Here is a 25,994-nt window from a genome sequence, read left to right as displayed (position 1 = left end):
ATTTACTCCCTATCCATAATTGGTGTGTAGCCAAACGCAATGCCACCACTTCCTAAATGTGTTCCAATAACAGCTCCTAAACTCACTATCGGCAACTCATCTCTTATTCCATTTTCTTGCAAGAGCTCCTTAAAAGAATGTGCTTTTTCTAGAGCATTTGAATGTAGAATGAGTAGTTGGAATGAATCTTGCCCCGTTTCTTTCTTTAACAACTCTACCAAACGTTTTACTGCTTTTTTCTCTGTTCGTACTTTTTCGTAGACCTCTATTTTCCCTTGATCACTAAAATATAGAATTGGTTTAATGCTCAAGAGATTACCAAGTAAAGCAGCGCCATTTGATAAGCGACCACCTTTTACCAAGTGATTTAAGTCATCAACCAAGATAAAAGCGGATGTATGGGCAATTTGGTAGTCTAGCTTTTCTAAAATGGCATCAAAAGAAACACCTGCCTTATACCAATTGATGGTATTTTCCACCATTATACCAAGCGGCGCAGAGGTAATCTTACTATCCGGAAAAGCAATTGTCAAGTTAGGAAATTCGTCTTTCAAAAACTGGATATTTTGATAAAAACCAGAAATACCAGCTGCTAAAAACAATCCGATAACATGTGTATAACCATTTTGTGCTAAGTATTGTAAAGTGGATTCTAATTCAGCTAAGCTTGGTTGACTCGTTTTAGGCAGTTCATAACTAGCTGCCATTTTCTCATAAAATTCTTGCTCTGTCAGATTTTTTCCTTCAACATAGCTTGTTCCTTCGATAATGACAGGAATATCCAACACATAGAGATTTTCCTCAGCCACAACTGATGATGAAAGAACTGCAGATGAATCCGTAATGACTGCTAATTTCATTTAAATCTCCAATTTAATACCTGGTGCATCAAATGCTACCTCGGTCACTTCATAAGTCAAGCGTTTTAACATGTCAATCAACGGTGATACTAAAGAACGCTTCTCTTCTTCTGTTAAATCAGCTGGTTTATCAATATAGCGATTGGTTACCGTCACCAATTGAGTCATGGCTCCTGACACTACAAATTGGTCTAAAACAATCATATAGCGCATGATGACAACCATTTTAGTCATGGTTTGCTCTTCATTTTTTTCAACTAGTTGAAACTCAACAGATATTTTTGTTTCAGGTACACCATTTGCTTCTTCCCATTTAGGGTTTCTAGCGTCAAAATGAAACTGATTGACAAATTCTTTTTCACGAACGATTTCCATAGTTTTCTCCTTCAAATACTAGATAGTCTATTATACCACAGTTTGGACAAAGAGACTATTTTTCACCGTCATACAACTACTTTTAAAAATCCAAAAGTCTAAAAAAATAAACCTGAACAGGCCAGGTTTATGAAATACTATTTTTTAAAAATACCAAACGGCTTTCCAAGTGGTAAAAATGAATACCCGAAATGGCCATTCAAGATATTACCGGCAAAACCATAAAAAGACACAACCGCAATAGCCAGTTCACTGTAAGCAGCTAAAGTGTGCATTGCATGTGTTGCAATTCCCAATGTTGAAAACGTTAATCCAACAAACAAGAAATCAATTAAGACAAAAATAATAAACAACACTTTGTTGGTTTCCATCGCAGCGACAGTCATAACCAAAGTGAAAATCAAATAGCCTAAAAACGCAAAACCAAGTTGCTTCACATCGGCTGATTGTGCCATTTCTTTTCCAAAGACGCCATTTTGGATCAACCAGCTAGTTGCCACACCAAACCAAAATAAAGCATAAGCACCAAAGGCAGTTGTTCCAAAAAGATTTTGTCTCTTTGAATCATTGATACAAGCAAATAATTGAGCAAATGCACCTAAAAAAATAGCCCAAGGAATAACCATGGAGGTTCCAGAAGTTAATCCAAGTTTTTGCGAGGAAGCAACCAGAGTTACCATGGCAAGCCCAAATAGTCCTAATGCAGACGGATCTGCATTAGCGATTTTAATCGTTTTGTGATTCATCATATCATCTCCTAAAAATATAATCCTCGAATATTCTATCAGAAGTCTTTCTAAATAACAAATTGAACACCTTAAAAAAGAAAAAGCTGAGAGCACTCAGCTTTTATCAGCTTATTTTGTTTTGCGTAAGTATCCAAATAAGATACCAGAAACAACCGCACCAACCAAGATACATGCAAAGTACAAGAGCCAGTTGCTAGTCAATAAGAAGACGAAGATACCACCGTGTGGAGCCATCAATTTGATTTCAAATAATCCTACTAAAGCACCTGCCAAGGCAGAACCTGCCATAAAGCTTGGGATTGCACGAGCTGGGTCAGCCGCACCAAATGGAATCGCACCTTCTGTGATAAAGGATAAGCCCATGATGATGTTTGTTAAACCTGAATCGCGTTCTTCTTGGGTGAATTTATCTTTAAATAAGAGAGTTGCAATGAAGACTGCAAGAGGTGGAACCATACCACCAGCCATAACGGCTGCCATCACAACCGATCCACCGCTAGTAACTGTTGCTGCAAGTGTACCTGTACCAAATACATAAGCTGCTTTGTTGACAGGGCCACCCATGTCAACCGCCATCATACCACCAACAAGGAGGCCAAGAAGAACAGCTGAACTACCGGAAAGACTGGTTAGGAAGTTATTCAAGGCTGTATTGATTGCAGACATTGGAATATTAACTGCCAACATCAAGAAACCAGTGATGATTACACCAAACAACGGTAAGATAAGAATGGATTTTGCACCTTCAAGCGAACGTGGTACCTTGATGTATTTCTTAAGGGCATTGACTACAAATCCTGCCAAGAAACCACCAACAAGAGCCCCAAGGAATCCAGAAGGAACACCCGCAAGCGCAAGCGTTTTTTCACCACCAGCAGCATATGGAATCGCACCGAATGCAAGACCGCTAGAGGCAATGCTACCCGCTACAAAACCAGAAACCAAACCTGGTTTTTCAGCGATAGAGTATGCTACATAACCTGCAAATACAGGAAGCATGAAGGCAAAGGCTGCACCACCAATCTTCATGAACATTGCAGAAATTTCATGGTAAGATCCAAGGCTACCCAATTGATCTTTCGGAACACCCATAAATTGGTCAAACAAGAAAGCAAGGGCAATCATAATACCACCACCGATAACGAATGGCAACATTTGAGAAACACCACTCATCAAGTGTTTGTAGAAAGCACCACCAAGACTTGTTTTTTCTTCAGACGCTGCAACACTTGCACCATCTTTAGCAACATATACATCTGCTTGGTTATTCAAAACAAGGTTGATTAACTCTTCTGTCTTTTTGATACCATCTGCAACTGGACGATTCACAAGAGGTTTTCCGTTGAAGCGAGCCATTTCAACTGCTTTATCTGCTGCAATGATAACACCTTTTGCACGGTTGATATCTTCGGCAGTTAATTTATTACCGACGCCAGAAGCACCATTTGTTTCAACTTTAATGCCAACACCCATCTCAGCAGCAACTTTCTTCAAGCTTTCTTCTGCCATATATGTATGAGCAATACCAGTTGTACAAGCCGTAACAGCTACGATAAAGTCTTGATTTTCGCTTGTCGCTACTGGAACAACAGCTTCTTCAACTTTTGCTTCTTCTGCTGCATCAAACACCGCTAATACTTCATCAGCTGTGTTTGCTTGACGCAATTTCGCAGCAAAACCATCTTTTAACAAGTATTGTGACAATTCAGCCAATGCTGACAAATGAGTGTCGTTAGCCCCCTCTGGAGCTGCAATCATAAAGAAGAGATCCGTTGGCTGACCATCTAATGAAGCATAATCAACACCATTAACTGATTTGGCAAACAATACTGCTGCATCACGGACAGCAGTATTTTTACTGTGCGGCATAGCAATACCATCACCAAGACCAGTTGTCATTTGTTCTTCACGGTTCATAATACCTGTTTTAAAAGTATCAAAATCGCTAACAACATTTTTGGCAACGAGACTTGAAATCATCTCATCAATCGCTGCTTCTTTTGTAGTCGCTTGTAAATCAAGCAACATGAGTTCTTTTTTCAGTAAATCCTGAATTTTCATAGGTTTTCTACCTCCACTTTTTCATAAATCCCTTTAATGAATGCAATGTTAGCCAAATCATCGGAAAAGGCTGTTGCGGTGCCACAAGCTACGCCCCATTTAAGGGCTTCAATTGGGTCACCAGTCTGGACAAATTTTCCTGTAAATCCAGCGACCATTGAGTCGCCGGCACCAACAGAGTTTTTAACTTGTCCCTTAATTGGTTTGGCAAAATAAGCCTGCTCATTGGTCACAAGAAGTGCCCCGTCACCAGCCATGGAAATAATGACATTCTTGGCCCCCTTGGCTAAAATTTCTCGACCATATTTTTCTACATCAGAAAGACCGTTCAATTCTACACCAAAGATAGCTTCCAATTCATGGTTATTCGGCTTCACCAACAAAGGTTCGTATGCCAAACTATCTAAGAGTGTTTGGCCTTCAAAATCACAAACCACTTCGGCCCCTGTTTGTTTTACGAGTGGGATTAAGCGATTGTATACATGATTGCCAAGACTGACAGGAGCCGATCCTGCAAAGACAACCACATCTTCTTTTGTCAATTGTGACAAGATACTTTCCAAAGCAACAAGCTGTTCTTCAGAAACGATTGGACCTTGTCCATTGATCTCTGTTTCTTGGTCTGCTTTCACCTTAACGTTAATGCGAGTATCCTGATTGACACGAACAAAGGAACTGTCAATCCCTTCATCTCTTAATCCGTCTTTGATAAATTCGCCTGTAAAACCACCGATAAAGCCAGTTGCTACATTCTCAATATCAAGACGTTTCAGGATACGACTCACGTTTATTCCTTTTCCTCCGACGTACTTATCATCGCTATCCATTCGATTGACAGCCCCCATTTCAAGCTGGTCCAAACGAACAATATAGTCGATAGAAGGATTCAAGGTTACCGTATAAATCATACTTCTATTACCTCTGTTTTTTCCTTTATTTGTTGCAGTAATGGCGAATCAGATGAAGAAGTTATTAAACTAACCTTTTCAACTTTTTCTACCTTAGCAAACGAAACCTGTCCAATTTTAGTGGCATCTAATAACACAAACGCTTTTTTGGCATTGTCAATAATAGCTTTTTTGACAGCTGCTTCTTCTGGATCAGGAGTTGTCAAAAATGCTGTATCAACACCATTCATTCCAAGAAAAGCCTTGTCGAAATTCAACTGCGAAATTTGCCGAACACTCTCATAACCAACACTAGCATCAGTTGAGTGCTTGACCGAACCGCCGATAATGATTGTTCGAATCCCTTTTTCAACCAATTTCGCTGCATGATGAATAGAATTCGTTACCACTGTCAACTGCTTTTGATCTAGTAGTTCAACTAATCGCTCTGTCGTTGTGCCTGCATCAACAAAAATCACATCATTATCCCGAATCAAGGAATGCGCTTTTTGGGCCACCAAACTTTTCTCTTGAATGTTTTTGATAGATTTTTCTTGAATGGTTTCTTCTGTCTGTAAATGGGAGAGGACTTCAGCACCACCGTGAACTCTTCTCAAATGGCCTTCTTGTTCTAACTCATCTAAGTCTCTTCGGACTGTTGATTCAGAAGTATCGAGCAATTTAACAATTTCGTCTAAATGAAGAAATTGTTTAACTTTTATTTCCTGCAAGATCCATTTTTTACGCTCGGATTTTAAGATTGTTACCACCTCCTGCAACCGATTACAGATACCATTATACTCTAAAAACCTTCATTGTCAATCAAAATCTATCATTTTCTGTCACTTTCAATCATTTTCATGCTTACATTTTTAATTTTCATAAAAAAATAAAAAAACATGGTTAAAACCATGTTTTTCAAGTTCGTTAATTGTATATTTAGACTTTAGATTGCTTGACAATTTCAGTGATGATTTCTTTCATTAATTTCATCTCTTCTTCGGTACCAACGCCCATCCGAATAAAGTTTGTTAACGGGCCTTCTTGATAATACTTAAAAGCCAGATCTTTCTCTTGGGCTTTTTGGAATATAATTTCGGCATAAGGGGCTGTATAGGTCACAAAATTTGTTTGACTTTGCAACACTTCCACTTCTGGCAAGTTTCTTAAAAATGCAATGAAATCCTCTCGAAGAGTAATGATTTCTTTAACTGATGTTTCAACACGTTCAATCTCTTGCAGTGCTAAGGTTCCAATTTTTCCGACAATATTGGGCATACTATAAGGTGCCAATACCTTATCAATTTCTGTCGCTAACAGTTCACAAGAGATTGAAAAACCGAGACGAAGTCCAGCCAGGCCAAAGGATTTCGACATGGTCCGCAGTACAATCAGGTTATCATACTGATCAACCAAATCAATCATGGAATCAACAGAGGAAAATTCAATGTAGGCTTCATCAATAACGACTAATCCAGTGAAACCAGACACAATTTCTTGGATGATTGTTTTGTCAAAAGCAATGGATAAGGGATTATTTGGATTAGATAAAATAATGGCTTTCGCATGAGTAGCTTTTGCAAAGTCCAAAAACTTCCCAACGTCCAAAAATGGCACACCTTCCCGCCATTCAAGCTTATATTCTTTCACAGAAACTCCATGTACTTGAGAAAAAATGTGATACATGAAAAAATCTGGCGATACTGTTAGGAGCACCTCATCAGCCTGTAAAAATCCAGTGATAATCGTATGAATTAACTGGTCAGAACCTACTCCTTGAACCAATTGACTTGGTCGAACTCCAAGATAGTTGGCATAGGCATGCAGAATCTCAGAATACCGGTTATCGCCATAAAAAGACAGGTCATTAGGAGTTAGGTTTTGTGTCAAATTGGGCAATAAATCCGACCAATCAATCAAACGATTTTCATTGTCTCCTAAGTTATGTTTTGCTATTTTCTTTATTTTATAGGGCTCCAATGAGCTTAAATCACTTCTAAAATCTACCATTTTCCTCACTTCTTTCCATCATCATTGTATAATTATACAATCATTTAGAAAATAAATCAATAAAAACACAATCAATCGATTGTGTTTTCTGCTAACTCTAATTTGATTCGATTTAAGACAAGCTCTTCTTCTTTTGAAAGTATATAATAATCCAATAAATCTGGTCTGCGTAGATAGGTCTTGCGCAAGCTTTCTTCCATCCGCCACTTTCGAATATTCTCATGATGACCACTCATCAAAACATCAGGTACTGTCATACCACGAAAGTCATAAGGACGAGTGTATTGTGGAAATTCTAAGAGACCAGATGAAAAACTGTCATCTTGGTGACTGGCTTCTTTTCCGATTACATCAGGAATAAGTCGAACAGTCGCATCAATCATGGTCATGGCGGCTAATTCGCCACCTGTTAGGACAAAATCACCTAAAGACACTTCATCTGTTACCAGGGTTTTAATTCGTTCATCATAGCCTTCGTAATGCCCACAAATAAAAATCAATTCTTCTTCTTGGGCCAATTCTTCGGCAAATGTCTGGTCAAATTTGCGACCAGCAGGATCCAGCAAAATTACACGGGGATTCTTTTTGTTAATAGCATCCATAGCATCAAAAATCGGTTGAGCCCGTAACAACATGCCTTGCCCACCCCCGTATGGTTCATCATCTACGTGGCGTGATTTTTCTGCATGTTCGCGAAAGTTGTGATAGATGATGGACAAGAGGCCTTTTTCACGAGCCTTACCAACAATGGAATGTTCCAAGGGAGCAAACATATCAGGGAAAAGGGTTAATACATCAATTTTCATCGTCTAATCCTTCTAACAATTCCACATCCACTCGCTTCGCAGCAACATCAACATTTAAAATAACAGGCGGAATATAAGGAAGCAGCAAATCACGTTTGCCTTTTCGTTCAACCACCCAGACATCATTGGCACCGGGCTGCAGGATTTCTTTGATGTGGCCAATTAAGATGTCATTCTCATAAACTGCTAAACCGATGATTTCATGGTAGTAAAACTCATCTTCTTCTAAATCAGAAAGCTTGTCTTCCGCTACTTTTAAAGTACACTCCTTGTACTTTTCTACATCATTGATGTGGTACAGACCCTTAAATTTTACAATATCAAAATTCTTCTGTTTGCGGTGGCTCGCAATCTCTACTTCTGTGACTAATTGGTCTTTGTCATTGAAAATGGCTAATTGACTACCTTTTTTAAAGCGTTCTTCTGTAAAATCTGTTACAGATAAAATACGTAATTCTCCCTGTAATCCTTGAGTATTCACAATTTTACCGACATTAAAGTATTCCATAGAAACTCCATTTCTTTCTAAACTTACTTTTATCATTCTATCATGTTCTTGTGCTTTTCTCAATTCAGGCGACAAAAAAGAGCTAAAAAGCTCTTTTTTTATTTAGTCTTTAACGTTTTCTTTTTTAAATAAGAAAATTGCTACGGCTGCAAGTGCCACACCAATTACAGTCATTACCTTGTATTCTTTGGAACCTGTTGCTGGTAAAACTTTTCGCGTTTGATTCCCTGTATCTGCTGATTCTAGAGGTGTAGTTTTTTGACTTGTTGATGCCAAAGCTGAAGAACTACTTTGGGATGTGCCAGAAGAACTTTCTACCGGATTTGATGAACTTGGACCTGTAGGGGTGTTTTGTTTTCTAATTTGATATGATGTGAGATAAGCACTGATATCATTTCCTGGTGTAACTGCATGCATTTTAATACCATTCACAGAAAAATCATAAAACATTCCTTCCATCAACTTATCCGCAAACACTGCTTTACCTTGATGGTCAGTTACCACAGTTGAAACAAGTTGACCAAGTGCGTTTGTGAGGGATACTTCTTGATTAGCCAATGGTTCACCTTCTTCATTTCGAACAGTAATGACGAGTGGTATATCAGTGTAAGAAGGTTCTTTTGTTCCTGTCCCTTCAGCAAAGAAACTAGCAGCTTTTGTTGTTTTGGCTTGACCAGCTCGAACAGTATAGCCTTTTGATTCTCCCTCAACTGATACGCTGATATTTCTCAAAATAGGAAGATGTTCAAAAATAGCTTGGCCGTCAGCATTTGAGACTTGATTCCCTAAGTCAATCGGACTACCATCTGTGATATCAGTTAATGAGACTGATTTTCCTTCTAAAACTTTTCCGTTCTTGTCTAAAATCGTTACAACAAAACGAAATGTTCCTGTTTCAGGAATTGATGGAGCTGGTTGAGTTGGATCATCAGAAAAAGACGCAGTATTGATATAGGCACTCAATGAATTTCCAGGCATAATCTGACCTGTAATTTCCCCATTGATGATGTAAGTGTACATCATTCCGTCCATTAGATTGCCTACGAATGAAGCTACTCCATCAGAACCCGTCATGATTTTGCCAACCTCTCGTCCTTCCTTTGTTTTAAGAACAACTTCTTGTTTGGCAAGAGGTTCGCCTTCTTCATCACGAACGACAATCACTGCTGGCTTTTCTGTAAAGGTCGGTTCGAGCGTTCCTGTTCCAGGAGTAGTAAAACTAGCCGCAAGTTTTGAACCACTCACTCCTGTTCGCACTGTGTAACCTTGATTGATTCCTTCAACAATCACGTTAAAATTACGATTTAAAGGCAGTTTTGGAAAAACAACTTGGCCTTTATCGTTTGTTTCAATTTCAGGTAGTGTTTGAGTATGATTAGCATCTGTTACATCTCTGAGTGAAACTTTTTTTCCTGGTAAAACTTTTCCGTTTGTATCCACAACAGTCACTGTAAATGAAAATGATTCTGAATGTGTTTCAAAAGAATAATTTGTTTCAGCAGTAACAACTTTATTATCAAACACAAGAAAGCCTGCTCCTGTTATGGCAAGAACAGTCATTAAACGAATTGGATATTTTGATATTTTTTTCATAATTCCTCCATTTTTGGTTAACCGGTTAAGTATAATAGATAATAACAAATTAAAAAAAAGATGTCAATAAAAAACTGGAGAGAATAAAAAATAATGAATGACAAATAAAAGTGTGAACAGGTAACATCACTCAAGCACTCGTTCAAAAAAAGAAAGCAAGAAAAAAACAGCCCGAAGGCTGCTTGATTATTTCTCGTCAATTACAAGACGAACTTTTTTATCACTTGTTGGAACTGAATAAACAATCGTACGGATTGCAGAGATTGTGCGACCTTTACGGCCAATCACACGTCCAATATCAGCTTGGTCCAAATCCAAATGATATTCTAAGAATTCTGGTGTGTCAACGATTTTAATCGTTAAGCTATCTGGCTGTGAAATCAAAGGTTTCACAATTGCAATAATAAGATTTTCAATCATGTCCATAAGTGTCTCGTTTCGTCAAATGCTTATTTTGAGAATTTTGCTTCGTGGAATTTCTTCAACACGCCTTCTTTTGAAAGGATGTTTCGAACTGTATCAGAAGGTTGTGCACCTTTAGACAACCAGTCAAGAACACGGTCTTCTTTTAATGTTACTTGGTTTTCAGCAACAAGTGGGTTGTAAGTACCAACTGTTTCGATGAAACGTCCATCACGTGGCGCACGTGAATCAGCTACGTTGATACGGTAGAAAGGTTTTTTCTTAGAACCCATACGAGTTAAACGAATTTTTACTGCCATTTTGAGTATATCTCTTTTCTTTATTTAATGTCGTTTGGTAATAGCAGAGCTATTTACCTTAACTATTATAACACAAATCAAAAGACTGTCAAGAAAAAAACTTGACAGCTCATAAATTATTTTTCAAGCCTTATGTCTCCAAAATGAAATTTTTGGTAAGGACGAACATGTCGGGTAAAGCCGAAGCGTTCAAAAGCGTCATCACGAAAATGAGCTTTCAAAATAATCTTCTTACGAGCTACCCGCTTGGCCTCAGAAAGAAATTCTGAGTTTAAGGGTGTGCTATTAGCAATCTGTTTCATCCCAGAAAGATTTTGTGACTCGCTGATTTCTTCCGAAAACATGGGATCACAATAGACCACATCAACTGATTGTTTTGGAAGTTTCTGCAAATAAGCTAGGCTGTCGACACAAGTCGTCTGAATACGACGCATGGCTTGATCAATTTCAGTATTTCCAGTTGAAAAAGTTTGCAAGCCACGCGCAACAATAAGATGAATCAGCTCCTGGCTTTCAAGGGCATGAACAGAGTGACCAGCATAAGACATAACAATACTGTCGCTAGCAAGACCCATCGTCGTATCTAAAATGGTTAACGGCTCCTGTCCCAACAACTCCAACAAAGGATCCCGCGGAGCTTTTATCCGCAACATAGCTGTATCTGGATGGAACACAAACCGCTCCCCACTCTGATATTCTAAAGATAATCCTTCTTGCGTTAGTAAGAGAAGATCGCCATAAATATCTTGCAAGGCCGCCAAAGACCGTTTCCTACGCTCCACATATTCCAAATTGTACTGTGCAGCCATCTCTTTTGCTTCTCTTTCCAAAACTGATGTCACTCTTGAACTGGTTGTAATGATCATAGGGGTATTATAGCACAAAAACTAGTTCATTTCTGAACTAGTTTTACTTTTTAGATAGCTTGTGTTGTAAAGCCACGGCTTTCGAGTACGCGTAGCATGGCATTAGCGGTATCCAGAGCTGTAAAGAGTGGGACACCTTGTTCAATAGCTGAGCTACGAATAATTTGTCCATGTTCATCAGCTGTTCGTTTGGTACCAACCGTGTTGATGATGGCTTGAATATGTCCGGAACGAACCAAGCTTGGAATATCATTGCCATCTTGGCCGATTTTACCAACAAGTCGAGGGTTAAGGCCATTTTCTTCAAAGAATTTCGCCGTTCCTTCTGTTGCAAAAATGGAATACCCAATTTGATCAAAACGTTTGGCCAATGCTAAGGCTTCTTCTTTGGTATCATTTGCAATGGTAAAGACTACATTTCCAAATTCTGGTAAGTGGAAATAGGAGGCTTCAAAGGCTTTGTAAAGTGCTTTTTCTAAGGTAACATCAGAACCCATTACCTCACCAGTTGATTTCATCTCAGGCCCCAACAAGCTGTCCACTTTTGCCAGTTTGGTAAAGGAGAAGACAGGCGCCTTCACATGGACTTGTTGACTCTCTGGATACAATCCATCTTCGTAGCCTTGTTCAGCCAATGATTTTCCAAGAATTAAATTGGTCGCCACCTGAGCCATTGGGATATCGGTCACTTTCGATAAGAATGGCACGGTACGGCTGGCACGAGGATTCACTTCGATGACGTAAACCGTCTCGTCTTTAATGACAAACTGAATGTTCATCATACCGATACAGTTTAAGCCGAGAGCCAAGCGTTTGGTGTAATCCGCAATCGTATCTTGTATTTCCTTAGAAAGGGTTTGTGGAGGGTAAACCGCCATAGAGTCTCCTGAGTGAACACCTGCCCGCTCAATGTGTTCCATGATTCCTGGAATTAAGACATCTTTACCATCTGAAATGGCATCGACTTCACACTCACGACCAACTAGATAAGAGTCGACTAATACTGGGTGTTCCGGACTTGCCTTGACGGCAGTTCGCATGTAGCTGCGCAAATCTTCTTCGTTTTCAACGATTTCCATTGCCCGGCCACCCAATACATAGGATGGGCGAACCAATACAGGGAAGCCAATCTTGCGGGCAGCTTCTACTGCCTCTTCTTCATTAGTTGCGGTTTGTCCAGGAGGTTGTGGAATGTCTAATTCTTTCAAAGCCTTTTCAAACAACTTACGGTCTTCAGCTCGATCTAAGTCTTCCACTTGTGTTCCAAGAATTTGGACACCTGCATTTGACAAACTTTCTGCCAAATTGATAGCTGTCTGTCCACCAAATTGGACAACAACACCTTTTGGTTGCTCCAAATCAATCACATTCATGACATCTTCAAATGTTAGCGGTTCAAAATACAATTTGTCTGATACAGAGAAGTCCGTTGAAACCGTTTCTGGATTCGAGTTCATGATGATGGCTTCATAGCCAGCAGCCTGAATGGCTTTAACCGAATGAACGGTTGCATAGTCAAACTCAACACCTTGTCCAATTCGGATTGGACCAGATCCCAAGACCAAAACAGATTCTTTGTCGGAACGAATAGATTCATTTTCCCATTCATAAGTAGAATAGAAATAAGGTGTTGCACTTTCAAATTCTGCCGCACAGGTATCCACCATTTTGTAGACTGGAATGAGGTTGTTTTCTAGACGAAGTTTACGGATTTCATCAGCAGTTTGGTTCCACAATGCTGCGATTTTCTTATCTGAAAAACCATTACGCTTGGCTTCTTTTAAAAGATCCAAGTTACCAACATTTTCAGCTAATTCTTTTTCAATTTCAACAATGTGAAGCAATTTGTCTAAGAAGAAAAGATCAATTTTTGTCAGCTCAGCAATTTCTTCAATAGTAAAGCCACGACGAATCGCTTCTGAAACGTAGAAGAGACGATCATCTTGTGGTTTCACCATTTTCTCGATAACCAGGTCATCACTAGCCTGTGCTAATTCAGGAATTTCATTATGAGAAACACCAATTTCAAGCGAACGGCAGGCCTTGAGAAGACTTTCTTCAATGTTACGACCGATGGCCATAACTTCACCGGTCGCCTTCATTTGGGTTCCAAGACGGCGCTCCCCTTTTTCAAATTTATCAAATGGGAAACGAGGAATTTTAGCCACCACATAATCAAGAGCCGGCTCAAACATGGCATAAGTTGTTCCTGTTACAGGATTGATCATCTCATCCAAGGTCAAACCAACCGCAATCTTAGCAGCTAATTTTGCAATCGGGTAACCTGTCGCTTTTGAGGCAAGGGCAGATGAACGGGAAACACGTGGGTTTACTTCAATCACATAATATTTAAAACTATGTGGATCCAAGGCCAACTGCACATTACATCCCCCTTCAATTTTAAGGGCACGGATGATTTTCAAGCTGGCATCCCGCAGCATTTGGTTTTCAATATCAGATAATGTTTGTGTTGGTGCAAATACAATGGAATCCCCTGTATGAATCCCAACTGGGTCAAAGTTTTCCATGTTACAAACAACAAGAGCATTGTCTGCCGCATCCCGCATCACTTCGTACTCAATTTCCTTGAAACCGGCAATTGAACGTTCAATCAAACATTGGGTAACTGGTGACAATTTTAAGCCGTTTTTAGCAATTTCACGAAGTTCTTCTTCGTTGGCACACATGCCACCACCTGTACCACCAAGGGTAAATGCAGGGCGAACGATAACAGGGTAGCCAATGCTATTGGCAAAGGCAAGGGCCTCTTCAACTGTATTGACAATTTCAGATTCCGGAATCGGTTGCTCTAGGTCTTCCATGAGATGTTTGAACAAGTCACGGTCTTCTGCTTGGTCGATCGCAGACAGCTTTGTCCCCAATAATTCAACCCCTAATTCATCTAAAATACCTGCTTTAGACAACTGCATGGCCATATTTAGACCTGTTTGTCCACCAAGGGTTGGTAAAAGGGCATCTGGACGTTCTTTGCGCAAGATACGTGTCACAAATTCAAGTGTAATTGGCTCAATGTACACTTTATCCGCAATTTCCTTATCCGTCATAATGGTTGCAGGATTGGAATTGACCAAAACGACACTGTAACCTTCTTCTTTTAAGGCCAAGCAAGCCTGTGTTCCTGCATAGTCAAATTCAGCAGCCTGACCAATAATAATTGGACCAGAACCGATCACCATAATTTTCTTAATATCCGTACGTTTTGGCATAATAATAAGATACAAAGGGTGTCTAAAAATCCGTAAGAAAATAGAAAGCTGACGCTGTGTGCTCGCACACAAGGAAAGGTTCTCTTTTTCACTAGGATTTTAGCCCGTGTTCATTTCGAGAAGCACGAAACCTTTGTTTTCTCCTTTCTATTCGCCGTCTCTCTGGACGGCATTAAATCAGTAACTCCGACATGAGAAAACAACTGCGATTATTCCGTTGTTTTGCGCTAGTGCATCCCCTAGACAAGACACCACAGCGATTGGTGTAGGACAAGGCGCTACTTCAGTACCCCTTCGAACTGGGCAGGGATTTCTATTTATCGTCTTTCGGAGACGACATTGCGTTTTACTTCTTAGTTTGTTTTACCTGAAAAGCATCAATCATTTCTAAGAATTCATCGAATAAATAACTAGCATCATGTGGACCAGGCGCAGCGTCTGGGTGATACTGGACTGAAAAGGCTGGATAGTGACGGTGTCTCACTCCTTCAACCGATTTATCATTAATTTCTTCATGGGTAATCATCAAATCTTCTGGGAAGTTTTCTCTAGAAACTGCGAATCCATGGTTTTGGCTAGTAAAGTCCACTCTGCCTGTTGCAATTTCTCGCACTGCATGGTTAAATCCACGGTGCCCAAATTTCATTTTGTAGGTTTCAGCCCCATTTGCTTTGGCAAACAATTGATGCCCCATACAAATCCCAAAGATTGGAATTTTACCTAAGATACCACGGATCATATCCAAAGCTTCTGGTACATCATCTGGATCCCCAGGTCCATTTGACAACATAACACCATCAGGATTTAAGGTCAAAATTTCTTCTGCTGTTACATTGTAAGGAACGACGGTAATGTTGCAATCGCGCTTGGATAATTCCCGTAAAATAGAGTGCTTCAAGCCAAAGTCAACTAAAACAATATTTTTCCCAATTCCAGGCGCGGGATAGGCTGTTTTGGTTGAAACTTGTTCAATATTATTGGTTGGCAAAACAGTCGCCCGCAGTTGATCTGTTAAATGCTCGACTGAATCACCGACATCAGCAATCGTTGCCCGCATAGTCCCATGTTGTCGAATGATTTTAGTCAAGGCACGGGTATCAATACCAGAAATCCCTGGAATTTTTTTAGCCTTTAAAAATTCATCTAAGGTCATTTGGTTGCGCCAGTTGCTCGCTCGCCTCGCAGCTTCTGCTACAACTACCCCTTTACAGGTTGGGAAAATAGACTCGTAGTCATCACGGTTGACACCATAATTTCCAACTAAAGGATAGGTAAAAGTCAGTATTTGGCCATTATAAGATTGGTCTGTAATCGACTCTTGGTAACCGGTCATACCAGTATTAAAAACAAGCTCTCCTGTTACATCTATATCAGCTCCAAAAGCTTCTCCTTCAAAGATTGTTCCATCTTCTAAAATCAATAATCGTTTTGACATATTTCTCTCCCTAGACTATCTCTTGCTTGTTCATTACTGGACTGTTTTTATGCTTTGCCATTTAAAACAGCTTCTAAAATTGCCATTCGTACAAAAACACCATTTTGCATTTGGCGAACAATACGGGCTTTTGGAGCCTCAACCAAACTATCATCAATTTCAACATCGCGGTTCACTGGAGCTGGGTGCATCACAATAGCAGTTTCTTTCATGCGATTGTAACGATCAACTGTCAATCCAAATTGTTGGTTGTATTCTTCTTTTGAAAAACTCTCTTGTCCATCATGGCGTTCATGCTGAACACGCAAGAGCATCAATACATCAACTTCTTCTACAATATCATCGATTCCAATGTGTTGACCATAGACATCAAACTCACTAGAATACCATTGCTCTGGACCAGCAAAAAAGATTTCAGCTCCAAGACGTTTTAGAATTTGCATGTTGGATTTTGCAACACGTGAATGGGTAATGTCACCAGCAATCACAATTTTCAGATTTTCAAACGTACCAAACTCTTCATAAATAGTCATCAAATCTAACAAGGATTGGCTTGGGTGTTGACCAGAGCCATCTCCACCGTTGACAATGGAGGTTTGAATCGTTGGGCTATCAATTAACTGTTTGTAGTAATCAACTTCAGGGTGACGAACCACACAAATATCAACTCCTAGTGCACTCATAGTTAGAATCGTGTCATACAAAGTCTCTCCCTTATTGACCGAACTAGTTCGTGCATCAAAATCAATCATGCCCATACCAAGTCGTAACTCCGCCATTTCAAAAGATTTGTGTGTTCGTGTTGAATCTTCAAAGAAAAGATTAGACGCATAATAAGTTCGATCGAACGCAATATCCACTTCGCCATTTTTAAATTGCAAACCACGTTCAATGAGACCAAGCACCTCTTCGTTTGAAAGTGTCTCCATAGTAACCAAGTGCTTTAATGAAACTTTACCATTTGTGATTGTCATGATTCTTACCCTATGCCTTTTTGATGTGTTTGATTCTATTTTGTGATTAGTTATTTTCTACTAGAAGAATACTATCTGTTCCATCTACTTCTGAAACATGGACGATAATTTCTTCTGAACGACTTGTCGGAATGTTTTTTCCAACATAATCAGCTCGAATTGGCAATTCTCTATGGCCACGGTCGACCAATACTGCTAAGCTAACACGAGCTGGTCTTCCAAGACTAACAATATTATCAATTGCTGCCCGAATCGTTCTTCCTGTATACAAAACATCATCAACTAAAATCACATCACGGTCATTGATATCAGCTGTCATAGAAGTTGTATCTTCTTCAACTTTTATATCATCTCGAAATGGCTTGGTATCCAATTCTCCAATCGGAACATCTAATCCTTCCAATTGTTTGAGTCGCTCTTGGATGCGTTGAGCAATATAAACTCCTCTGGTCTTAATACCAGCAAGTACAATCTTATCCAAATGCTTGTTTCGTTCGATGATTTCATAAGTAATCCGTGTAATGGCACGTTTCATTGTTACATCATCAACAATTTCTTTTGTTTTCATGAAAGCCTCCAAAATTATGCAATAGAAAAAATCTCCTTTTTCAAGGAGATTTCAGAAAATCTAGGTACTGCAAAAATACAGTCCTATCTCTACATGATTCTCCTTGTTTGCCTCACGGGACAATACTTAAAGGATTTTTATTTCTTGTAGTATATCAAAAAAAAATCAGCCTAGCAATCTTTTTCTATTAATTTCTCAAAAATCAGTTAAAAATCGAACGATTCAATCCTTTATTTTTAAAAGGGATTGATTTAAGCGCCAATAGGAAAAAACCAGCTACTAAATAAGCACAGAAAATCACGGCAGCATAGGTTAGAACATATTTCCAGCCATACTTTGTCATATTCAGGAAGAAATAAGCAAAGGGACTATCTTTAGCGTCCGGAATTGGGATTTTCAAAACCAAGCCATTTAGTAAGGCAAAGGCCATATAAACTAAAGGCATAACAGTCCAACGAATTGGATCCGTTCGTTTGTATTGTCCTTGTTTGTCAACCAACAAGGTATCCATTAAAAAGTAGAGCGGGACAATATAATGGCAAAGAAGATTTTCAACCCGCCAAAAGTTGTCCGCAATAGGAGCCAACATAAAATGATAAATCACACAGGTAATCATGATTGACATCGTTATACCAGCTTTTAAGCGTAAAAAATGTTGTTCCTGCAAATCCTTTTTTCTCATCATGGCATAGACCATATACAAACTAAAGCCAGAGACAAGTAAATTCGACAAAACAGTATAGTACATGAGCATACCAATACCATATTTGATGATTTCCAATGCCGTCCCCAGTACAGCTAAAAAGGCCATAAAACATCTGGAATAAAATAAAAATTTGTTATTTGTTTGTATCATATCTTTTCCTATTAAAAAAAGCTGAGTCGCCTCAGCTCGCCCTTAAATTTTCTTGACAAATTCTGATTTGAGTTTCATAGCGCCAAAACCATCAATTTTGCAATCGATATTATGGTCACCTTCAACAATGCGAATATTTTTCACGCGCGTGCCCTGTTTCAAATCTTTTGGAGCACCTTTGACTTTCAAATCCTTAATCAAGGTTACTGTATCACCATCTGCTAATGGATTGCCATTGACATCGCGGGCAACTAAACCTGTTTCTTCCGCAATTTCTTCTGGATTCCATTCATAGGCACACTCAGGACAAACCAACAAAGCTCCATCTTCGTAGACATACTCTGATTGGCATTTCAAGCAATTTGGTAAAGTTTCCATCTTTTCCCCTTTCATTTTTCCACTGACTAGTATAGCATGTTAGGACAGCATGGGCAAGATGATAGGGTTTTCACTTCTCAAATTACTGTGGATTATTTTTTCGCAATTTCTCAAGGGTTTCCTGAAAAATAGCTGGCGCTTCTGCCGTAAATGTGACTAATTCTCCAGTCGTCGGATGAGTAAAACCAAGTGTTTGCGCATGTAAGAATTGACCGTGCCCCTTTAAAGTCTTACGCGGTCCGTAGACTTCATCGCCAGCTACGGGATGCCCAATGTAGGCCATGTGAACCCGAATTTGGTGCGTACGCCCCGTTTCCAGACTAACCTCCACTAAGGTATAATCTCCGAAACGTTCTAGAACTTGAAAACGGGTAAGGGCATCTTTTCCTTTAGCAGTAACAGCTTGCTTTTTACGGTCTTTTTCAGAACGACCAATCGGAGCCTCAATGACTCCTCGATCATTCGGCAAATTGCCATGAACAATAGTGATGTATTTTCGAAGCGATTTTTTATCCTTTAATTCCTCAGCTAACTTAGCATGGGCCGGATCATTTTTAGCAATCATCAACAAACCAGAAGTATCCTTGTCAATCCGATGAACAATCCCTGGCCGCATCACACCGTTAATGCCCGACAAATCTTTTATATGGTATAAAAGAGCATTTACCAAGGTACCAGAAGTATGTCCCGCAGAGGGATGCACTACCATTCCTTGCGGTTTATTAACAACTACTACATCACTATCTTCATAGACAATATCTAGGGCAATATTCTCAGGGAGGTAGTCCACTTCTTCTACTTCAGGTAAGTTATAAGTAATAACATCCCCTACTTGAACAGTGTATTTGGCCTTTTTGGCAATACCATTTACCAAAACTTGTCCAGATTTAATTTGCTCATTAGCAAGGGTACGGGACAAGTCCGTCATATCAGCCAAGGCTTTATCCAAACGAATGCCGCCTGTTTCAATCTTAATTTCCATTTTCCTCTTCTCTCATGATACAAATAAATAAAATCAGGACACCAACTGTCAGGTAACTATCAGCCACATTAAACACTGGAAAATCAATAAAGTCCAAGTGAAACATGTCTACCACATAGCCCAAACGCAAGCGGTCAATAAAGTTTCCCAAACCACCCGCAATCACTAAAGACAAGGCCGATAATAACCACAAGCTTCCTTTGATGTGCTTGACCATATACCAAACAGCCACTGACATCACTACTATCGTTACAATGGTAAAAAACCATTGTTGATTCTGGAGAATGGAGTAGGCTGCTCCATAATTACGGACATAGGCTAGACTCATTATATTCGGTAGGAAATCACGCACACTATCCAGTGCGATATTCTCAACAGTCCACCATTTTACCACCTGGTCCAATAGTATTAAGAGCAAAATAGAAATAGAGATGATAATTTTTCTCATACTAACCTTTCTTCTTATCAAAGTAACGATGCATCACTGCAATAAAGTCTTTGGCACATTGGCTCAATTCTGCATCTTCCCGTTTGACATAGACCATTCGGTTGCCCGTTTCTTCTTTTAAGGGAACGACCGTAATCCCATGCACACTCTCACTGTCCAAAAAACCTGATCCAGTTGCATAGGCATCTGTCCGCTCTAAAATTCCATTTAGGGTAGCACGGTCAGTTACATCAAAGGTCACCGACGAATCCGAAGTAACAAAGAAGTTTTCAGAGTAATAGAGGTATTCATCTTTTTCCTGGGTAAATCGAACTGTCGGCAAACCTACCAAATCACTCAATTCAATCTCGTTTTTACTAGCCAAGGGGTGCCCCTTACGAATATAAAGATGTGTCTGGAAAGAGATTAAATCTGCTACTTCAAGGTGCAATTTAGAGAGTTTTTGCATAATACCTTTGGTATTGCGGTCATTTAAGTAAATAATCCCCAACTCACTGTGGCCTTGGGCAACTTCATCTAAAATCTGGACCGTTGTAGACTCAAAAATACGAAAATTCGGATATTCTGGATGAATGGCCGAAAATTCTGTAATCAAAGGTGGCAGAAAATCGTAGTGTTGACTGGAAATAGAAAATTCGATATGCTCTTCCTCTGGCTGCAAATAGAGATTTTCAAATGAATCAAAGCCCTTAACCAATTGCTGGGCTTTTTCATAAAATTCCAAACCACGACGGGTCAAAAAAGCACCTGAACTCGTTCGATTGAAGATTTTAAATCCCAACTCTTTTTCTAAGTCACGAACAGAGATAGATAGACTTGGTTGAGAGACAAACATTTTTTCAGCTGCTTCACGAAAAGTACCACTATTGGCAATTGCTACGACATAACGTAATTGTTGAATATTCATAAACACATTCCTTCACATTCTTCCTTCTATTATACCATAAAGCCAATAAATAGGCTTTTTACGCTATTTATTCATTGCAATCAGTCTATTAGATTCTAACCAACTTAGTAAAAATTCCTGGGCGATACTATTTGGATAAATGGCCTCTTTAGCTTCTTCTTTGGTAAACCACATTGCCCGATCCACTTCGTGATTTAAAGAGAGTTTTTTCTTATCCAAGATATGGCATGCAAAATTCACCATTAAAACATTATTTTTAGCATAAAAACGGCTGGCATTAAAGCACAAATCGGTCACTTCGAGGTTGGTTTCTTCAAAAACCTCACGTTTAACAGTAGCTTCTAAGGTCTCTCCTTGTGAAACATAGCCTGCCACCAAAATATTTCGAGTATGACCGTATTGCTGAATCAGGAGTATTTCTTCTTCTTTTTTATCAAAAACTAAGGCTGAAATGGCTACGTTATACTGAGGAAAGCGATATGTGTTGCACATTTGGCAATAAGGAACGAGCCCCTCATGCTCCAATTCTTGTTTTACGAGTTCTCTACCGCATTCAATACAATATTTCATATTGTCTCCTTTTATGAGGAAATACCCCCTCTAATTACTTCTATACTATAAAGAAAAGCTTTCTGATTTCTCAGAAAGCTCTCAATGCTATACCAGCATTATTTTGCGATTGGGTAAACAGAAACTTGTTTTTTATCGCGACCTTTACGTTCAAAGCGTACAACGCCTTCAACTTTAGCGTAAAGAGTATCATCTCCCCCACGACCAACGTTTGTTCCTGGGTAGATTTTAGTACCACGTTGGCGGTAAAGAATAGAACCACCAGATACTGTTTGACCGTCAGCAGCTTTCGCACCAAGGCGTTTTGCTTGTGAATCACGGCCGTTAGATGTTGAACCTCCACCTTTTTTGTGGGCGAAGAGGTTTAATTGAGCAAGATTCAAGTTTAACATAATGTTATTCCTCCAATTATTCTGTAATGACAGTTGTTCAGCAAGACGCAATTAAGCGTTGATTGCAGAGATAACAACTTTTGTGTAAGGTTGACGGTGACCTTGTTTACGGTGGCTACCTTTTTTAGGTTTGTATTTGTACGATACAACTTTCTTTTGTTTGCCTTGTTTTTCAACAGTACCAACAACAGTAGCTCCTTCAACAAGTGGCGTTCCGACAACAGTTTTGTCACCACCAACAAGAACAACTTCGTTAAAAGTAACTTCTTGACCTGCTTCTGCGTTCAATTTTTCAACGTAGATAGCTTGACCAGCTTCAACTTTAACTTGTTTTCCACCAGTTTTAATGATTGCATATGTGCTCATTATGCACCTCCTATGTTTTTAGGGTTTCCCCAATTTTTGTGAAGACTCGCCTAGCACCGTGGGACAAACCACTTAAGACGGCGTTCGTGCGGTTGCACAGGTGTGCATAGTCAACATTCTTATTTTATCACTTCTATCAAGGGTTTTCAAGTATTTTGTGTCTAATTCTGAGATTTTTTCTCATTTTTTACTTCTAAAACTTGAATGTTCATGCCCGATCCCGCTACTTCCATAGCCAGATTCTTAAAATCTGTTTGATCATGGTTAGGTTGATTGGTCATAACTTGGTAGGCTTCTTGATCTTCGTAATAATAAAGTTCCGTTAGATGAAAGCCATTTTTTTCATAAAAAGCTAACCGCTTTACTCGTTGCGGATAATTCTCTGCATTCTCATTCATTGGCTCGATTGCCAGATAGATTGGACGCTCTCCAGCCTGCTTTGCGATTTCCTCTAAAATGAGTGACCCAAATCCCATCGAATGCATCGAAGGAGCGACTGCTATAAAGAGAAGATAAAAGGCTTTTTCAGAAGCCAGACTATAAGTAAAACCACAGTACCGACCACGGCTAAAATAAGCCCTGAAATCGGCCTTTTTGAAAAGAACCATTTTTGTCATCCAAGAAAATGACACCTGCTCCACTACTGGAAAACTACTTTCATACAAAGCTTTGCTTTTCCAATACAGTGGGCTATAAGGAAAAATAGTTTTTGAGTAAAATTCATAAGCATTATTCACCGATAAAGTCACTAATCATCATTTCCTTTCCGTCCTTGTCGAGATACAGAGTAGCCCGATAGCTGATTTGGTCGCGGTCCTCAATCCGATTTGCCAAGCGTTTGTTTCCATTAACCAGATACAGGTGATGAACCTTCTCCCCACCGTCTTCCAAAAAAGCCAAATCAATTGAATCTCTCGAACTCTTGCTTGAGCCCTTTTTGATGTTTAGTACAACATCTGTTCCTTCAATGCTTTGAGTCATTTGGGGCCTATACTGGCTGTAAATGCGGATCATATCCCCGATTTCAAATATTTTACTGGACACTAAGATACTCGCAAATAAAATCGCAATCACTAAAGTGGCACGAGCTCTATGCTTTCTTTTCTACATGGTTTCCACCAAAGAACAAATACTTAGCTTTTCAGGTTGATACAGTCTCATTCTATTGAATGTTTAAAAAACCAAAAAACAATGGCAAGACTAAGCACAATTCCAAATGGATAAGCCGGACTCGGTAGCTCTTTATACAGAACATTTGAGACGCCACTTCTGAAATTGTAAGTACCAATCAGCCCATCAAAGAAATATGAAAGGTGTGGATTCATAAACAACTCCTACAACAAACTATCGATGAGATTATCCACTTCATCCACCTGCTCTTCCACTGGAGAAATTTCAGTCACCATAATACCAGCTACTGCACGCTCAACCAAACCTTCCACATCCAATCGTGCTTCATATTGTTCGGCATTTTTTAGTTTAGGATTGGTTTTTGGTTTGTCAGGTGCAAAAATGGTACAACAATCTTCAAATGGTTGAATCGAAATATTAAATGTATCAATTTTTTCAGCAAGCTCAATGATTTCTAACTTATCCATAGTCACAACAGGGCGAATAACAGGTGTGGTTGTGACCGCATTGATGGCCTGCATGGACTCCAGGGTTTGACTGGCAACTTGGCCGAGACTTTCTCCATTGATGATGACCAGGCCTTTTCTTTCTTCACGAATGCGGTCCGTAATCCGCATCATAAAGCGGCGCGTCAAGGTCATGAGATAGGCTTCTGGGGCTTTGGCTTTGATTTCTTCCTGGATTTCGGTAAATGGTACTTCAATAAATTGGATATTACCGCCAAAAGCCGTTAATTTTCTGGTTAAATCTTTGGCTTTTTTCAAGGCACCAGGACTAGTGTAAGGCGGACTAGCAAAATGCACCGCTTCAATATCAACTCCCCGTTTTAAGGCCAGATAGCCAGCAACAGGGGAATCGATCCCCCCCGATAACATGAGCATCCCTTTTCCGGCTGTTCCAACAGGTAATCCACCAGCTCCACGAACTTCTTCATGGGAAATATAAGCCGCATCAGATCGAATCTCAACCCGCAAGTTGATATCAGGCGATTTCATTTGCACTTGTACGTTTGGAATGGCTTCAAAAACTGCTCCACCCAGAACTTGATTTAAGTCACGACTATCCAGCTCAAAACTATGATCACTTCGACGAGCTGACACCTTGAAAGTCATCCCTTCTTTATAGATTGATGTCATGATATCCTGCACAGCTTGTTTCAAAGCAGGAACGGATTTTTCAACACGGTAAGAAGGCGCAAAACTTTGGATACCAAAAATCTTCTTTAGAGAAACAGCCACTTCCTCGTATTGTGCTCCATGCATATAAACATGTCCTCGGTCACGATCACAAAAAACGGTCACCTCTGGGTAGATAGACAAGGCTTCTTTGATATTGTTCCGAAGAGTATTGATAAACCGCATCCGGTTTTTTCCTTTTGTTGACAATTCGCCATAACGAATCATAATTTCTGAGTAACGCATATTTTTCCCTATTTTTATTGATTTAATGAAAGATAATCTTTTACAACCTGAACCATTTCTTCCGGCCTATCTTGTGCAATCACTTTATCTGTAATCTCAGCACGTTTTACCACATTTTCAAAGGCAAAAATGGGTTTCTGTCTTGCTTTTATTTCATCTAACACATGATGAGATTCCCACAGATGATTGATATCCAAATAAATATCACACTGTTCTGCAAAATCAATCACTTGATCTTGACGTGAGATATTCGGATAAATTGTAACATTCTTTAGTTTGTTGAACTTCATTAAATGCTCTGAAACATTGGTCGGAGCAGCAATATGAAATTCGACTGCTTCTAGTTGTTCCGCTAGATAAGCTAAATGCTCAATATTGGCTGACAAAGTATACGTAAAGGCATGGTATTGAGCTTGTTTTCTCGGCCGAATGGTTAAGCTTTGACCAGCTGTTACAATCGAATCTGACGGAATATCCTGATAGACCACACTTCCCGCTCCAACAATGACATTGTCTCCAATCGTAACCCCTTTTAATATGACACAATTGGCACCAAACCAACAATTTTTTCCAATCGTAATCGGAGCACTTGTATAGTTATTTTTATCTGTATGGTATGCGGAATACAGATGATTGTGATCAAAAATACGGCAACCATCACCGAACATAGTATCTTTTCCAATACGAATCTGATGGCGACAAGTGATACTGCAATAATCATTAAAAAATACATTATGGCCAATTGTTAAATGAGCATTTTCCAAGAGTTTGATGCTAGTATATTCACCTAAAATAACCTTTGAATCTACTGTTAGTAAAGCAGATTTATTGATTCGAATTTGATGATGATTTCCATCAAAATGAAAATAATTCATATAATCTTCTAGTTGCATACTTGGTAT

Annotated in this window: 30 protein-coding genes and 1 other annotated feature; all 30 genes read right to left on the bottom strand. The window is 39.3% G+C overall.

All coding sequences use genetic code 11. The features are described 5' to 3' along the window. Window positions 1-2 precede the first annotated feature (2 nt). The 30 genes from ACVR1I_RS04495 to ACVR1I_RS04350 all read right to left on the bottom strand — a co-directional run bounded on the left by ACVR1I_RS04495 (window position 3) and on the right by ACVR1I_RS04350 (window position 25,967). Entirely contained in the window at window positions 3-860 is an 858-nt protein-coding gene (locus ACVR1I_RS04495; protein WP_447442840.1) for a DegV family protein, read from the bottom strand. Further along, a complete protein-coding gene (locus tag ACVR1I_RS04490; RefSeq protein WP_447442839.1) occupies window positions 861-1,235 on the bottom strand; it encodes a DUF1149 family protein in 375 nt (124 codons plus the stop codon). 137 nt (window positions 1,236-1,372) lie between these two features. Then, the gene (locus tag ACVR1I_RS04485) at window positions 1,373-1,984 is read right to left on the bottom strand and encodes an acetate uptake transporter (RefSeq protein WP_447442838.1); all 612 of its coding nucleotides are present in this window, start codon (window positions 1,982-1,984) and stop codon (window positions 1,373-1,375) included. Between the two features lie 108 nt (window positions 1,985-2,092). Then, complete coding sequence (locus ACVR1I_RS04480; protein ID WP_447442837.1) at window positions 2,093-4,045, bottom strand: PTS fructose transporter subunit IIABC; 1,953 nt, start codon at window positions 4,043-4,045, stop codon at window positions 2,093-2,095. Continuing rightward, window positions 4,042-4,953, bottom strand: coding sequence for a 1-phosphofructokinase (gene pfkB / locus ACVR1I_RS04475; protein ID WP_447442836.1), 912 nt, complete (start codon window positions 4,951-4,953; stop codon window positions 4,042-4,044). Before pfkB ends, ACVR1I_RS04480 begins: the two co-directional genes overlap by 4 nt. After that, a complete protein-coding gene (locus tag ACVR1I_RS04470; protein WP_447442835.1) occupies window positions 4,950-5,702 on the bottom strand; it encodes a DeoR/GlpR family DNA-binding transcription regulator in 753 nt (250 codons plus the stop codon). Before ACVR1I_RS04470 ends, pfkB begins: the two co-directional genes overlap by 4 nt. Window positions 5,703-5,871: 169 nt before the next feature. Further along, entirely contained in the window at window positions 5,872-6,942 is a 1,071-nt protein-coding gene (locus tag ACVR1I_RS04465; protein WP_447442834.1) for an aminotransferase class I/II-fold pyridoxal phosphate-dependent enzyme, read from the bottom strand. A 71-nt stretch (window positions 6,943-7,013) separates the two neighbouring features. Beyond that, complete coding sequence (gene trmD, locus ACVR1I_RS04460) at window positions 7,014-7,748, bottom strand: tRNA (guanosine(37)-N1)-methyltransferase TrmD (protein WP_447442833.1); 735 nt, start codon at window positions 7,746-7,748, stop codon at window positions 7,014-7,016. Continuing rightward, window positions 7,738-8,256 carry a ribosome maturation factor RimM gene (gene rimM / locus ACVR1I_RS04455; protein WP_447442832.1) on the bottom strand — a complete coding sequence of 173 codons (519 nt, stop codon included), beginning with the start codon at window positions 8,254-8,256 and terminating at the stop codon, window positions 7,738-7,740. Before rimM ends, trmD begins: the two co-directional genes overlap by 11 nt. A 102-nt stretch (window positions 8,257-8,358) precedes the next feature. After that, window positions 8,359-9,849 carry an LPXTG cell wall anchor domain-containing protein gene (locus tag ACVR1I_RS04450; protein ID WP_447442831.1) on the bottom strand — a complete coding sequence of 497 codons (1,491 nt, stop codon included), beginning with the start codon at window positions 9,847-9,849 and terminating at the stop codon, window positions 8,359-8,361. Window positions 9,850-10,035: 186 nt separating this feature from the next. Next, window positions 10,036-10,275, bottom strand: coding sequence for a KH domain-containing protein (locus tag ACVR1I_RS04445; RefSeq protein WP_447442830.1), 240 nt, complete (start codon window positions 10,273-10,275; stop codon window positions 10,036-10,038). A gap of 23 nt (window positions 10,276-10,298) precedes the next feature. Next, window positions 10,299-10,571 carry a 30S ribosomal protein S16 gene (rpsP, locus tag ACVR1I_RS04440; RefSeq protein ID WP_447442829.1) on the bottom strand — a complete coding sequence of 91 codons (273 nt, stop codon included), beginning with the start codon at window positions 10,569-10,571 and terminating at the stop codon, window positions 10,299-10,301. 116 nt (window positions 10,572-10,687) lie between these two features. Then, entirely contained in the window at window positions 10,688-11,437 is a 750-nt protein-coding gene (locus ACVR1I_RS04435) for a class I SAM-dependent methyltransferase (protein WP_447442828.1), read from the bottom strand. 50 nt (window positions 11,438-11,487) lie between these two features. Beyond that, window positions 11,488-14,664, bottom strand: a complete 3,177-nt coding sequence (carB, locus tag ACVR1I_RS04430) for a carbamoyl-phosphate synthase large subunit (RefSeq protein WP_447443012.1) — start codon at window positions 14,662-14,664, stop codon at window positions 11,488-11,490. Window positions 14,665-15,010: 346 nt separating this feature from the next. Beyond that, window positions 15,011-16,099, bottom strand: a complete 1,089-nt coding sequence (locus ACVR1I_RS04425) for a carbamoyl phosphate synthase small subunit (RefSeq protein WP_447442827.1) — start codon at window positions 16,097-16,099, stop codon at window positions 15,011-15,013. A 47-nt stretch (window positions 16,100-16,146) separates the two neighbouring features. Continuing rightward, window positions 16,147-17,073, bottom strand: coding sequence for an aspartate carbamoyltransferase catalytic subunit (locus tag ACVR1I_RS04420; RefSeq protein WP_447442826.1), 927 nt, complete (start codon window positions 17,071-17,073; stop codon window positions 16,147-16,149). 46 nt (window positions 17,074-17,119) lie between these two features. Continuing rightward, entirely contained in the window at window positions 17,120-17,641 is a 522-nt protein-coding gene (gene pyrR, locus ACVR1I_RS04415) for a bifunctional pyr operon transcriptional regulator/uracil phosphoribosyltransferase PyrR (protein WP_447442825.1), read from the bottom strand. A gap of 202 nt (window positions 17,642-17,843) precedes the next feature. After that, window positions 17,844-18,497 (bottom strand): Pr6Pr family membrane protein, encoded by a 654-nt coding sequence (locus ACVR1I_RS04410; RefSeq protein WP_447442824.1) that lies wholly within the window; start codon window positions 18,495-18,497, stop codon window positions 17,844-17,846. A gap of 42 nt (window positions 18,498-18,539) precedes the next feature. Continuing rightward, complete coding sequence (locus ACVR1I_RS04405; protein WP_447442823.1) at window positions 18,540-18,875, bottom strand: zinc ribbon domain-containing protein YjdM; 336 nt, start codon at window positions 18,873-18,875, stop codon at window positions 18,540-18,542. Between the two features lie 82 nt (window positions 18,876-18,957). After that, the gene (locus tag ACVR1I_RS04400; protein WP_447442822.1) at window positions 18,958-19,857 is read right to left on the bottom strand and encodes an RluA family pseudouridine synthase; all 900 of its coding nucleotides are present in this window, start codon (window positions 19,855-19,857) and stop codon (window positions 18,958-18,960) included. Next, on the bottom strand, window positions 19,847-20,305 hold the full coding sequence (gene lspA, locus ACVR1I_RS04395; RefSeq protein WP_447442821.1) for a signal peptidase II: 459 nt from the start codon (window positions 20,303-20,305) through the stop codon (window positions 19,847-19,849). The genes ACVR1I_RS04400 and lspA overlap by 11 nt, the downstream gene beginning before the upstream one ends. A 1-nt stretch (window position 20,306) precedes the next feature. Beyond that, window positions 20,307-21,212, bottom strand: coding sequence for a LysR family transcriptional regulator (locus tag ACVR1I_RS04390; protein WP_447442820.1), 906 nt, complete (start codon window positions 21,210-21,212; stop codon window positions 20,307-20,309). A gap of 63 nt (window positions 21,213-21,275) precedes the next feature. Next, window positions 21,276-21,782, bottom strand: coding sequence for an NAD(+) diphosphatase (locus tag ACVR1I_RS04385; RefSeq protein WP_447442819.1), 507 nt, complete (start codon window positions 21,780-21,782; stop codon window positions 21,276-21,278). Window positions 21,783-21,880: 98 nt separating this feature from the next. Next, window positions 21,881-22,174, bottom strand: a complete 294-nt coding sequence (rpmA, locus tag ACVR1I_RS04380) for a 50S ribosomal protein L27 (protein WP_447442818.1) — start codon at window positions 22,172-22,174, stop codon at window positions 21,881-21,883. Window positions 22,175-22,225: 51 nt separating this feature from the next. Then, window positions 22,226-22,540, bottom strand: a complete 315-nt coding sequence (rplU, locus tag ACVR1I_RS04375; protein WP_049617884.1) for a 50S ribosomal protein L21 — start codon at window positions 22,538-22,540, stop codon at window positions 22,226-22,228. Window positions 22,541-22,572: 32 nt separating this feature from the next. After that, window positions 22,573-22,644: a sequence feature (ribosomal protein L21 leader region), on the bottom strand. 57 nt (window positions 22,645-22,701) lie between these two features. Then, entirely contained in the window at window positions 22,702-23,148 is a 447-nt protein-coding gene (locus tag ACVR1I_RS04370; RefSeq protein ID WP_447442817.1) for a GNAT family N-acetyltransferase, read from the bottom strand. A gap of 121 nt (window positions 23,149-23,269) precedes the next feature. Next, window positions 23,270-23,614, bottom strand: a complete 345-nt coding sequence (locus ACVR1I_RS04365) for a hypothetical protein (RefSeq protein WP_447442816.1) — start codon at window positions 23,612-23,614, stop codon at window positions 23,270-23,272. A gap of 83 nt (window positions 23,615-23,697) precedes the next feature. Beyond that, a complete protein-coding gene (locus ACVR1I_RS04360; protein WP_447442815.1) occupies window positions 23,698-23,865 on the bottom strand; it encodes a hypothetical protein in 168 nt (55 codons plus the stop codon). A 9-nt stretch (window positions 23,866-23,874) separates the two neighbouring features. After that, a complete protein-coding gene (gene thiI, locus ACVR1I_RS04355) occupies window positions 23,875-25,092 on the bottom strand; it encodes a tRNA uracil 4-sulfurtransferase ThiI (RefSeq protein WP_447442814.1) in 1,218 nt (405 codons plus the stop codon). 14 nt (window positions 25,093-25,106) lie between these two features. Then, entirely contained in the window at window positions 25,107-25,967 is an 861-nt protein-coding gene (locus tag ACVR1I_RS04350; protein WP_447442813.1) for an acyltransferase, read from the bottom strand. Between the last annotated feature and the right edge of the window lie 27 nt (window positions 25,968-25,994).

Source organism: Streptococcus cameli (genome assembly GCF_053207365.1).
Note: the sequence above shows the minus strand (reverse complement) of the source record. Positions and strands in the feature narration are given on the sequence as shown.